Here is an 11923-nt window from a genome sequence, read left to right on the forward strand (position 1 = left end):
TCGCAATCATCAGCGGAATTCATCCTCCTGTCACCCGAAGGCGATGTTTTGCCGGAAGGAAGGCCGCTACTGTCCGGCGTCCCTTCCCAACGGAGTTCTTCATGCTGACGATCTACGGCGTTTACCGCTCGCGCGCCTCGCGCAATTACTGGATGGCTCTCGAGCTTGGCCTCGAATTCCGCTCCGTGCCTGTCATCCAGGCGCGCCGGGTCAGCGACCCGATGGCGCCGGGAGCGCCGCTCAACACCGCCTCGCCGGAATTTCTGGCAATCAACCCCATGGGCCAGATCCCCGCGGTCACGGATGACGGGCTGCTGCTGACGGAATCGCTCGCCACCAACCTCTATCTCGCCCGCAAGCATCCCGGTCCGCTTTCCGCCGCCACGCTGGAGGAAGAGGGCGAGATGCTGCGCTGGAGCTTCTGGGCCGCCAACGAGGTGGAACCGCATGCGGTGAAGCTGGTGCTCACCTATGATGCGGGCGCGGAGAATACCGAAGACGGCAAGACGACCATCGCGATCGCCCGCCGCGCGCTCCGCAAGGCTTTCGCCGTGCTCGACCGCCAGCTCGCCTCGACCGGTCATGTGGTGGGCGACCGCTTCACGGTGGCCGATCTCAACCTTGCGGAAGTCTTCCGCTACACCCAGTCGCAGCAGGCCCTGTTCGACGAGGCGCCGCATGTGCAGGCCTGGATCGCCGCCTGCCAATCCCGCCCCGCTTTCCGCGCCATGATGGAAACCCGCCTCGGCGAACCGGAATAGGCCTGCGGGATCGAAGCAGGCGCGTGGTGCCTGCCCGGTTTGCCGATGCCGGCCCGGATGACGGGCCGGCCAGAACGACCTGACGGAGCACGGCTTCGGCAGGGTTTTCCGGCTTGTGAAGCCTCACCCCCCGCGCTGGCGGTCCGAGAAGGGGCCGATACGGGGCGGGAGAGCGGGGACGTCGATCAGTGCTGCGGGCAGGCCTGCGCGGGCGCGATCGGCCATCAGGCGATAGGCCCGTTCCAGATGGCGGGTGAAGCGCTCGCTGTCGAAGAGCGGCGCACGGAAGCGGTTTTCCTCGATCTGCGCCTTCAGGGCGGCGATCCGGTCCGGCGAGGCGGCGAGCGAGACGGCGCGATGGACGAAATCCTCCGGATCATCGGCCACCAGGCCGTCGAGCCGGGCGGCGCGGAGCAGGCTTTCCGACACGCGGGCCTGAAAGGCCTCCCCCCTCATCGTCAGCAACGGCAGGCCGGCCCAGAGCATGTCCGACGTGGTGGTGTGGCCGTTATAGGGAAAGCTGTCCAGACCGAGATCGGCCAGGCCGAGGCGGGCCACATGCTGCGCATAGGGAATGCCGCCGGTAAAGACGATGCGCTCGTCGGCAATGCCGGCCTGCCGGAAGGCCGCCATCAGATGGGCGCGGGCTTCGCTGCGCTCGGCGAAGATCCAGAATACCGATCCGGGCACGGCCTTGAGGATGCGGCACCAGAGCTCGAAACAGCCGGGCGTGATCTTCTGGATGGCGTTGAACGAGGCAAAGACGAAGGCATCCGCCGGGAGCCCTGCCATGGCGCGGTTTGCGAAGGGCGGCAGGGGTCGCCGCAGGCTGCCGTTCGGCTGGTAGGTCTCGGGCAGGCGGCAGAGTTTTTCCTCGAAATAGGGGATGGCCGCATCCGGCGTGACGATGGGGTCGGTGATGGCATAGTCCAGCCCCGCCCCCATCACGCTGCCCGGAAAGCCGAGAAAGGTTGCCTTTACCGGCGCATCCGAACGCTTGACGATGTCGAGCCGCGCGCCCATCGTATGGCCCTTCAGATCGACCAGAATATCGATGCCGCGGGCTGCAATCTCCGCCGCGGCGGTGCGATCGTCCATAAAGCCCACATGCACAAGGGAAAACAGGATATCCGGCGGCAGGTTGCGCTGCTGCCAGAGCCGCTGCGCCGGTTCCGTATGGCAAAACAGCGTGACCTCGAAGGCATCCCGGTCGTGCAGGGTGAATACATCCTCGATCAGGCGCATGGTGGCATGCTCGTGATAATCCGAGGAGAGATAGCCGATCCGCAGCTTTTCCCCGGCCGCGGAAACGGAGCGACGGGCCGGTGCGGGCGCTTCCGCCGCCAGGCGGATGGAATCGCCGTTCGGCATGCTGGCTGCCCGGTCCGTCAGGGCCCAGAGCAGGCGGGCCATGGCCGGCTCGCCATCGGTCAGCGGACCACGTTCGGGGTCGGTCCGGGAACCGAGCAGACGGTCATGGGCTTCGACCACCGGGAAATCCGCGACTTCGCGGGCCACGACGAAGCGGGATATGGCGGCGAGCGCATCGCCGGGGTCGCGCCGACAGGCCGCTTCCAGCTCTTCGGCCAGCCGGGTAAACTGGCCCGTCAGGCGAAAGCAGTTGACGATCAGGGCGAAGTGATGGGGATTGGTGCGGTCGAGTGCGCCCGCCAGAGCCGCCGCCTCGTGAAAGCGCCCCTCGCTGAACAGCGCCTCGGCCAGATCGAAGGCGAGCGCGGGCTCGTCGGGATTGAGGGCCACCGCGTCGGGGCCGAAATCGGCGATCCGGCGGCGCGCGCCGGCCCGGGAGAAGAGGCCGACGGCAAATTTCGCCAGCATGGCGGCATTGGAACCCGGAAGCTTCGCTCCGGTCGCAAAGCATTCCGCCGCCTGCAGGCCCTGCCCCAGGCGCAGGTAACAATTGCCTTCGAGGGAGCACAATTCCTGGCTGCGGGCGCCGGTGCGGGCATAGGTCTCGCCGATCCGGTCGAGCGCCTCCTGATAGCGCCCTGCCTGATAGGCCGCGAAGGCCTCCTTCAAGGTCTGGTTCATGTCCAAAAGCCCTTCCGGCCGGAACACGACGGCGGTCGCCGCCCCCGGCCCGCGCGCGGTGACCGGCAACCGCAAATCGAAAAAAACACGTTCAAATCAGGGATTTGAACAGGGGTTGTTTATCATTTTCCGACTTGCACGAAACTGGCGAAATTTCAGACTTGCCCCGACACGATGCGCTCGTGCCGCAGCACCCGCAAGGCCAGCGCGAGGGCAAAAAGGATGGTCATCAGGAAGCCGGGAATGAGACTCCCATTGGCCACGAGAAGGGCGATGGCCAGCACGCGGCGAATGTTTTCCAGCGTCACGGCCGGTTCGGGACCGTTGCTCAGCGAAAGCACGAAGCTGGCGAGGCCGGTCGCGGTGGCATAGGTGTGCAGCACGCACATGAGCGCCATGAAGCCTGCCAGAATGCCGATGGGCGCCGGGCGGCCGCGGTAGCCGTCGTCTTCCTCCTCCAGCGGGAAGCAGAGAAAAAGGGCCAGCGCCAGTAAGGCAAAGGTGCCGGGCGGCAGCAGCAGCAGGAGATCGCTGTAATCGGCGCCGTCGCGCCAGAGCGGATCATAGGCAAGCACGGCGCTCGCCGTCGCGGCGGCCCAGGCGAAGACGGGCACGAGCCAGAACCAGAGAAGGCGCAGATAGAGGATGCGGATGACGATCACCAGCAGCACCGCCCCTGCGGCGATCCCGACCAGCGTCTGTTTCAAGGACCCCATCAACCAGCCGCTCAGAAGGTAGCAGCTGCCTTCGCGGAGATGGCAATCGGAAAAGCCGAGCGCCACCATCACGAGGAAATCGAAAACCACGATGGTCAGAAAAAGCAACACGGCCGTCGTCAGCAGCCACCAGATGTAACGTCCCGCAAACATGGTATCCGGTCCCTTGTCGCCCCGAACTGATTTCGGAGTTCCCTTACAAAATAGACGTATTACAATCTCTGAAATTAATCATGAATGGTAAAGCTTCGCTTAAGATTCACAGCAGGGAATCGCACTGCCCGCTTCGCTGGTCGTGCGGATTCATCAGTGTTTATAAAGCCTTGGCCAAACGGCCTCAGCCGAGCAGGAGCGCGCCTGCGCGGATTTGTCCAACCTCGATGCCATTCCAGTTGCGCATGGTGCGGTTGGCCATGGAGAGAAGCGTCTGGCGCGTTTCGCTGCCCGGCTCGAAGAAGCGGGCAAGGCTTGCCGCCACCATGCATTCGGCGGCGCGGCCGGCGCCGTCCTCGCACTTGACCGCGATCGAGATGCCCTGTTCGGGCAGCAGCGCGCAATAGACGCCCTCGGCACCGGTCTTGGCGAAGATCTTGCCCGGTGCCGCTTCCATCAGCTCCGTGCAGAAGCGGCGGGTGCCGGCGACGTAGAAGGGTTCGGCCATGCAGGCGTCGATGAGCCGTCGGGCGGCGCGCGCCCGGAGCGGTTCCAGCCCGCGGCCGGTCAGCATCCGCCCGAAGCCGCGCGCAAGCCCGTCGAGCGGCACGGCATAGGTCGGAATGGAACAGCCATCGGTGCCGCAATTGTCATGGGCGAGCACCGCGCCGGTCAGGCTCTCCATGATGCCGCGAATCTCGGCCTGCAGCGGATGGTCGTAGGTGACGTAGTTTTCCACGGTCATGCCCGTGTGGCAGGCGGCGCAGACAAAGCCCGCATGCTTGCCCGAGCAGTTGTTGTGGAGCGCCGTGGGCCGGTCGAAGGTCCGGGCCTGATGGATCAGCGGCCCCTGGTCGAAGGACCAGTGCGCCCCGCATTCCAGCACCTCCTCGCCGAGCCCGGCCCGGGCAAGCATCGCACCCGCAAGCGCGGCGTGATCGTCCTCACCGCTGTGGGAGGCGCAGGCGAGCGCCAGTTCCCGCTTGCCGAAACCATAATGATCGGCCGCGCCGCTTTCGACCAGCGGCAGCGCCTGCATGGCCTTGCAGGCCGAGCGCGGGAAGACCGCGCTGTCCACCGCACCGGCGGAAAAGACCACCCTGCCCTCCGAATCGACCGCCACGACCATGCCGCGATGGCGGCTTTCGACCAGCGAACCGCGGGTGACTTCGACGAGAACCGGATTGGTCATAGGGGGCCTCCTTGGCAAGACGGGCCTCCGAAATAGCGCAGGGCGCAGGATTTCGAAACGGATTTTGCTGTCCCGGGCACAATTTTCAGCGGCCTTCCGCCGCAAAATCCGCAATCAGCGACGCCATGCGGGCGGGATCCTCCCAATGGGGATTGTGGCCGTGCCCCTCGAGGCGGATCACCGTGCGCCGGGCAAGGCCCGCGTCCAGCAGCGCCGCATGGGCCGGCGGAAAGAGGGGATCGCAAGCGCCGGACAGGGCCAGGACCGGCGCGGAGACACCGCACAGGCGGGAGCGGAGATCGGTCGTGGCGATCAGCTGCCGGAAGGCCAGCCAGGTTTCCTTCGGCATGGCCGCGGCCTCCTGCCGGACAGAGGCGACAAAACGCGGATCGAGCGGCATCGGGCTTTCATACCAGCTGTCGAAGAAGGGGGATCCGAAGCCGGGCGGGTCCGGAAAGTCGTCCACCCCGTCGAGAAAGGCCAGCCCGGTGCAGGCGGGCCAGGGTGTGCCGGCGAGCAGCACCACCTTCATGTCGGGGAAGATCGCCCGTGACGCCATTTCGAGCGCCAGCAGCGCGCCCATGGAATGGCCGACGACCACAGCCGGAACTGCGCCCGCATGGGCCGCCAGATGGCGGAGATCGTCGGCGAGGCCCTTCAGGCTGAGCGCGCCGGGGGCCGTGCTGTCGCCATGGCCGGGAAGATCGGGAACGAGCAGCCATCGGCCGGCCAGATACGGCAGGAGCGGCTGATAGCTGCGGCTCGTATCGGAATAGCCATGGATCAGTATCCACGGCCTTCCCGTCCCTTTCTGCTCGACATAGGCAAGCGCGCGGCCATCGGGCAGCACCAACCGCTGCTTGGAGGCCCGCCAGAGATCGGCCTCTATCGGCGTCACAGGCCAAGGCTCGCGCGGACGGCCTCGAGGCCGGGCTTGCCGTCGAGCGTGGTGACGCCCGCAAGCCAGGCTTCCAGCCGCTTCGGCTCCTCCTTGATGGCACGGGCGGCGGCCTCTTCGGGCGGCAGGCCGTCATTCATCAGGTAGCCCATGCCGCGATTCTCGAAATCCACATCGAAGCGGAGATTGGAAAGCAGCTTGGCCACATTCGGGCATTCCCCGGCAAAGCCCTTGCGCACCTGGGTGCTGACGGTGGCCGCACCGAAATCCGGGCCGTAGAACTTGTCGCCGCCGGTGAGGTACTTCATGTCGATGTCCGTGTTCATCGGATGGGGCGCCCAGCCCTGGAACACGATGAAGCTCTTGTCTTTCGCATGCCGCTTGACCTCGGCCAGCATGCCCTGCTCGGAGGATTCCACCACTTCCCAGCCCTTCAGGCCAAGCGCGGGATCGTTGACGGCATCCAGCATCAGCTGGTTGGAACCCGGCTCGATGCCGTAGAGCTTGCGTTCGAAGCGGTCGGCGAAGGCCTGCAGATCGGCGAAGTCGTGGACGCCGGCCTCATAGACATAGGTCGGCACGGCAAAGGTATATTTCGCCCCGGTGAGATTGGTGGCCACCGTCTCTACCGTTCCATCCGCCAGATAGGGCTTGGCATAGGTGATCATGGCCGGATCCCAATAGCCGAGGAAAACGTCGAGATCCCGGTTTTTCAGGCTGAGATAGATGACATCGACGCCGAGAAGCGACGAGGACGGTTCATAGCCGAGCCCCTTCAGCAGCGTCATCCCGACGCCGGTGGTGAAGGCAAGATCGTTCCATCCGGGTTCGGCCATGCGGACCGCCTTGCAGCTTTCAGCCTCGGCGGCCCGGGCGGCGCCCGCCCCGGCCAGAACCCCTGCCATGATTGCGGCGAGCACGAGGCCACGCCCGCTTCGACCCTTTTCCGTTTGCCCCCTCATCGACATCTCCTTTTCTGCGGCGCACCGCCGTTCCCATCATTTTGTCTCATTGGATATTAAATTGACCCGCCGGTCAACAGTTGATCTTTCCGGACGAATTGTCGATGAAGGAGGCAGGGGCACAGAGCAGAGGCAGGGCGGCCATGAAGCTTTCGAGAATCAGCGAGATCCGGCGCCGGGAACTGCGGCAGGCGGCTTTCGAGGTGCTGCAGACGGAGGGCCTGGCAGGAACGACGCTGGAAAAGGTGGCCACGCATGCGGGGGCATCGAAGGGCATCGTGCTGCATTATTTCCGCAACAAGCAGGAGCTTTTCGAGCAGGCCATGCGGGAGGCGAACGCGGCCCTGCACCGGGCGGTCGTCGCCCGGCTGAAGACGGCCACGACGCCCCGGCAGCGGCTCGAAGCGGTGCTGCTCGGCAATTTCGAGCCGGAATTCTTCAAGCCGGAAATCAGCCATGCCTGGCTTTCGCTGGTGGCGGAAGTGCCGCGCGAGCCGCAGCTGGCGCGGCTTCAGCATGTGTTCCACGCGCGGCTCCACTCCAATCTGGTGGCGGCGCTGGCCGGCCTCGTGCCGCGTCAGGAGGCGGAAGACATCGCCGCCGGCCTCAGCGCGCTGATCGACGGCCTCTGGCTGCGCCTGGGGCTCGGCGCCGGATCGATGGACCGGGATGCGGCGCTGCGGCAGGTCTGGCGCTATGTCGACGGGCTTGTGCCTGCCACCGTCACCGCATGACGCAAAGCGCAGATTGCAATCGGCTGGAACTTCTCCTATGAAGGAGGGATGCGGAAACGCGGACCCGAAGGTTCGCGCGACGTGACTACGAAAGACGGTTCTGCCCACACCGGACGGGAGGGCGGATGAAAAGGGAACACGGTGAGGATTACCCATCAGGGACCGAGACCGTGGCTGCCCCCGCAACTGTGAGCGGAGAGCGACGTCCAACCATGCCATTGGCGCGACAGGCGTGCCGATAAGGCGGACCGAGCGACGACCCGCAAGCCAGGAGACCTGCCTCTTTCGGCAACCCGGGATGGGATTTCCCGACAGGGAACCATCCTTTTGACTGGCCCCGCGCGGGTGGCGCGGGCAAAGGAGTTGTCCGATGCATATCATGGAAGGCTACCTTCCGGTGAGCCATGCCCTTGGCTGGGCTGCGCTTTCTCTCCCCTTCGTCGTCTATGGCGCCCGCAAGATCGTGCGCACGCTTGAGGAAAAACCAGAAACCAAGATGCTGCTGGCCGCTTCCGGGGCCTATGTCTTCGTGCTCTCGGCGCTGAAGATCCCGTCGGTGACGGGCAGCTGCTCCCATCCGACCGGCACCGGCCTCTCGGCCACGCTGTTCGGCCCGTCCGTGACAGCCGTGCTCGGCACCATCGTGCTTCTGTTCCAGGCGCTGCTGCTCGCCCATGGCGGTCTGACGACGCTGGGCGCCAACGTCTTCTCCATGGCGATCGCCGGTCCCTTCATCGCCTATGGCCTCTATCGCGGCCTCACGAAGGCGGGGGCTTCCATGGCGGTCGCGGTGTTCTTCGCCGCCATGCTCGGCGATCTCGCCACCTATTGCGTCACCGCGCTGCAGCTGGCGCTCGCCTTCCCCGATCCGGTTTCGGGCGTCACCGGGGCGGCCGTGAAGTTCCTCGCGGTCTTCGCACCCACCCAGGCGCCGCTTGCGGTCAGCGAGGGTCTGCTGACCGTGGTCGTGATGAATCTTCTGTCGCGCTATTCCGCCGATGAGCTGAAGGCGCTCGGCCCCGTGACCGGAAAGGCCTGAGCCATGCTGAAGCAGAACCTCATCCTCCTGTCCATCGTGGGCGCGCTGGCCGCCGCGCCGCTCTTCATCCACCGGGGCGGCACCGCCCAGTTCAACGGCGCCGACAACAATGCCGCCGCGCTGATCACCGAGATCAATCCCGGTTACCAGCCCTGGTTCACCCCGATCTGGGAGCCGCCGAGCGGCGAAGTGGCCAGCCTGCTGTTTGCGCTGCAGGCCGCGCTTGGCGCCGGCCTGATCGGCTTCTATTTCGGCCGACGCTCCGCCCGGGGCGACAGCCATCGCGCATCGAAGACATCCGTCGAACAGGCGCACTGATGCGCCTCATCGACCGGTCCGCCCATACGAGCCGTTGGCGCCATGTGCCAACGGCGGAAAAACTCGCGCTCAGCCTCTCCGCCATGCTGGTGGCGGTGCTGTCGACGGCGCTGGCGATCAAGCTCGTGATCCTGGCGATCATGGCCCTGCTCACCCTTTTCGGCGCCGGTATTCCGGCGCGCGATTACCTGAAGGCTTTTGCCGTTCCGGCAGGCTTCATCGCCACGGGCGTCCTGGCCCAGGCGGTGACGCTCTCCTGGTCCGGTGGCCCCGTTCTCGGCCTGGCAGGCCGGGAAGACCTTCTGATGGCTGCACGCTTTGCCGTGACGGCGCTTGCCTCCATTTCCGCCCTGCTGCTGCTGGCGCTGACGACGCCGCTCACCCGGCTGATCGCCTTCCTGGAGCGGCGCGGCCTGAACCCGCATATTGCCGATATCGCGCTCGTGATGTTCCGGATGATCTGGCTGACGCTCGACTGTCTGGAAAGCGGCGAGCGGGCGCTGAAAGGCCGGCTCGGGCACCGGAATTTCCGCGGCATTCTCACCTCGCACGGTCTGCTGCTGGCGGCGCTGCTGCCGCGGGTCTTCTCGCGGGCGCAGCGGCTGGAAACCGGACTGGGCGCGCGCGGCTACGAGGGGCGACTCGTGTTCCTGACGACCGAGGAGCCCTCCCGCCTCTTCCGCATGGCGGCGACGGTCAGCGCCTTTGCCGGCCTGCTGCTGGTCGGGAGGTTTGCATGATCCTGTCGGCGAAAGGCCTTTCCTTTGCCTATCCGGGCGCGCCGCCGGCGCTCTCGGGCGTCGGTTTTTCCATCGATCGCGGTGAGTGCGTGGCGCTGCTCGGCGTCAACGGGGCCGGCAAGTCCACCCTTTTCCAGCTGCTGAACGGCAGCCTGAAGCCGGCGGAAGGCACGGTGCGGCTCGACGGCGAGGCCATCAGCCACGACCGCAAGGGCCTTGCCCGGCTGCGCGCCAGCGTCGGCCTCGTCATGCAGGACCCGGACGACCAGCTCTTTGCGGCCACGGTCGCCGAAGACGTGTCCTTCGGCCCGTCCAACATGGGTCTGCCGGAGGCGGAGATCCGCCGCCGGGTGGCGGCCGCGCTGGAGGCGATGGGCATTGCCGATCTGGCAGCGACCCCCACCCACCGCATGAGCTTCGGGCAGAAGAAGCGGGCCGCGATTGCCGGCGTCATCGCCATGGAGCCCCGCGTGCTGCTGCTGGACGAGCCGACCGCCGGTCTCGACCCGCATGGGGTCAGCGAACTCATGCATGCGCTCGACGCCCTGAACAGGCGCGGGACGGCCATCGTGATCGCCACCCATGACATGGATCTCGCCTGGAGCTGGGCCGAAAGAGCCGTGGTCTTCTCGCGCGGCCGCATCGCGCTCGAAGGCCCGACGGAGACCGTTTTTGCCGATGGCGCGGCGCTCACCCGGCTCGGGCTTCGGCCCGCCATGGTGCAGGAGATTGCCGCTGCGCTGAAGGGCGCGGGCGTGATCGGGCATCTGCCCCGTTCCGTCCAAGATCTGGTGGGCCTGATCGGCACCTTGCCGAGAGGCTGAGGGGCGCGGCCAGATTCCGCACCTTGCCAGACTGCCGCAATCGCGCCAGACAGGTTGCCTGACAGCTCAGGGAATCGCGCTCATGGACGACAGGCCGGCGACCGGCGAGGCAAGGGAACACGCATCCCGCTCGCGCATTACCGAAATCTTCGCGCCGCGCTATCTGGGCGCGACGCTGATGCTCGGCGGCGGGGTCGCGCTGCATGCGATCGAGGTCTATATTTCCATTACCGTGCTGCCCTCGGTGGTGCGGGATGTGGGCGGGCTCGATCTCTTTGCTTGGGCGACCACGCTGTTCGTCGCCTTCTCCCTGCTCGGCTCGGTCTTCATCACGGCCCGGCCGCGCGGGCTTTCGCTCCGGACGGTCTATGTCATCGGGGCGCTGTTCTTCGGCGCGGGCAGCCTGTTTGCCGCCCTTGCTCCCAGCATGCCGCTGCTGATTGCCGGGCGTGGCGTGCAGGGCTTTGGCGCGGGCATCATCGTCGCGCTCGGCTATGCCTTCGTGCGTCACGCCTATCCCGAACGGCTCTGGAACATGGCGGGCACGCTCTATGCCGCTGTCTGGGGCGCGGCCACCTTCATCGGGCCGTCGCTCGGCGGCCTGTTCGCCTCGGGCTCGCTCTGGCGCTTCGCCTTCGCCATTCCCCTGCCCTTCACGCTGGTGATGGCGCTTGCCGCGCCGCGCCTGCTGCCCGCCGCACCTGACGACCGGGGCGAAATTCGCGTGGCGCTGCCGCAGATCTTCCTGATGGTCGCCGCGGTGGTGCTGCTGTCGCTGGCGGGCTCGGCCGAGGACGCAACCCGCCGCGCGGTCTGGTTCGGTCTTGCCATTGCGGCCGCCATCGGCGTGGTGGTGAGCGAGCGTTTGCTTCCCGTGCGCCTGTTTCCGGAAGGGGCGACGCGGCTTTCCACACCGCTCGGCCTTATCTACGCCTTCATGATGCTAGTGCTGCTGGTGCTGTCTGCGGATGTCTACATCCCCTATTTCCTGCAGGAACTGCACGCCGTGCCGCCGCTTTTCTCCGGCTATCTGGTGGCGCTGGTGGCGCTCGGCTGGACGGGCGGCGCTTTTCTCACCACCCATTACACCGGCAACCGGGCGCTTGCCTCGATCCTGATCGGCGCGGTCATCCAGACGGTGGGCACGGCGAGCCTGACCTTTTCCATGGCGCAGGCCGATCCCGCCGGGGATCTTCTTCTGCTGACGGCCGTTTCGGTCGGCATCTTCTTCATGGGCGCCGGGGTGGGGCTCGGCTGGTCGCATCTGGTCGCGCTGGTCATCCGGCTGGCCCGGGACGACGAGAAGGATCGCGCCTCCGCGGCCATTACCATGATGCAGTCGCTCGGTTCCGGCTTCGGCGCGGCGCTGGCCGGCGTGATCGTCAATTCCACCGGCCTCCTCGATCCCGGCGGCCTCGAAGGCAATCGCAGCGCCGCCCACTGGCTGTTCCTGCTGTTTGCCCTGCCGGCTGCGGCGGCCGTTCTGTCGGGGCTGGCCTTGCGGCGCCGCCTCGCCGCCTAGCCGTTTGCGCGG

12 protein-coding genes and 1 riboswitch are annotated in these 11923 nt (G+C 66.5%); of the genes, 7 read left to right on the forward strand and 5 right to left on the reverse strand.

The window, feature by feature from the left end; translation table 11 throughout:
* The first annotated feature begins 101 nt into the window (after window positions 1-101).
* Window positions 102-761: a glutathione S-transferase family protein gene (locus ACT54B_RS17480; RefSeq protein WP_476046686.1), complete on the forward strand. Its 660-nt coding sequence runs from the start codon at window positions 102-104 to the stop codon at window positions 759-761.
* A 123-nt stretch (window positions 762-884) separates the two neighbouring features.
* On the opposite strand, the gene ACT54B_RS17485 is transcribed toward ACT54B_RS17480, so the two are convergent.
* The 5 genes from ACT54B_RS17485 to choX form a co-directional block, all read right to left on the reverse strand.
* Complete coding sequence (locus ACT54B_RS17485) at window positions 885-2813, reverse strand: O-linked N-acetylglucosamine transferase, SPINDLY family protein (protein WP_476046688.1); 1929 nt, start codon at window positions 2811-2813, stop codon at window positions 885-887.
* Between the two features lie 155 nt (window positions 2814-2968).
* Complete coding sequence (locus ACT54B_RS17490; protein WP_476046689.1) at window positions 2969-3682, reverse strand: hypothetical protein; 714 nt, start codon at window positions 3680-3682, stop codon at window positions 2969-2971.
* A gap of 184 nt (window positions 3683-3866) precedes the next feature.
* Window positions 3867-4874, reverse strand: a complete 1008-nt coding sequence (locus tag ACT54B_RS17495; protein ID WP_476046690.1) for an asparaginase — start codon at window positions 4872-4874, stop codon at window positions 3867-3869.
* A gap of 85 nt (window positions 4875-4959) precedes the next feature.
* Complete coding sequence (locus tag ACT54B_RS17500; protein WP_476046692.1) at window positions 4960-5772, reverse strand: alpha/beta fold hydrolase; 813 nt, start codon at window positions 5770-5772, stop codon at window positions 4960-4962.
* Entirely contained in the window at window positions 5769-6677 is a 909-nt protein-coding gene (gene choX, locus ACT54B_RS17505) for a choline ABC transporter substrate-binding protein (protein ID WP_476046893.1), read from the reverse strand. Before choX ends, ACT54B_RS17500 begins: the two co-directional genes overlap by 4 nt.
* A 200-nt stretch (window positions 6678-6877) precedes the next feature.
* Here choX and betI point away from each other — a divergent pair, with 200 nt between their 5' ends.
* From betI to ACT54B_RS17535, 6 genes are all read left to right on the forward strand, one after another.
* Entirely contained in the window at window positions 6878-7468 is a 591-nt protein-coding gene (betI, locus tag ACT54B_RS17510) for a choline-binding transcriptional repressor BetI (RefSeq protein WP_476046694.1), read from the forward strand.
* Between the two features lie 78 nt (window positions 7469-7546).
* A riboswitch (cobalamin riboswitch) is annotated at window positions 7547-7766 on the forward strand.
* A 72-nt stretch (window positions 7767-7838) separates the two neighbouring features.
* Window positions 7839-8507, forward strand: a complete 669-nt coding sequence (locus tag ACT54B_RS17515) for an energy-coupling factor ABC transporter permease (RefSeq protein ID WP_476046695.1) — start codon at window positions 7839-7841, stop codon at window positions 8505-8507.
* A 3-nt stretch (window positions 8508-8510) separates the two neighbouring features.
* Window positions 8511-8825, forward strand: a complete 315-nt coding sequence (locus ACT54B_RS17520) for an energy-coupling factor ABC transporter substrate-binding protein (protein ID WP_476046697.1) — start codon at window positions 8511-8513, stop codon at window positions 8823-8825.
* Window positions 8825-9565: a cobalt ECF transporter T component CbiQ gene (gene cbiQ / locus ACT54B_RS17525; RefSeq protein WP_476046698.1), complete on the forward strand. Its 741-nt coding sequence runs from the start codon at window positions 8825-8827 to the stop codon at window positions 9563-9565. The genes ACT54B_RS17520 and cbiQ overlap by 1 nt, the downstream gene beginning before the upstream one ends.
* Window positions 9562-10389, forward strand: coding sequence for an energy-coupling factor ABC transporter ATP-binding protein (locus ACT54B_RS17530; RefSeq protein ID WP_476046700.1), 828 nt, complete (start codon window positions 9562-9564; stop codon window positions 10387-10389). Before cbiQ ends, ACT54B_RS17530 begins: the two co-directional genes overlap by 4 nt.
* Before the next feature lie 82 nt (window positions 10390-10471).
* The gene (locus ACT54B_RS17535; RefSeq protein ID WP_476046701.1) at window positions 10472-11911 is read left to right on the forward strand and encodes an MFS transporter; all 1440 of its coding nucleotides are present in this window, start codon (window positions 10472-10474) and stop codon (window positions 11909-11911) included.
* The last annotated feature ends 12 nt before the right edge of the window (window positions 11912-11923 follow it).

The sequence above is a fragment of the Gellertiella sp. DMC107 genome, assembly GCF_056313605.1.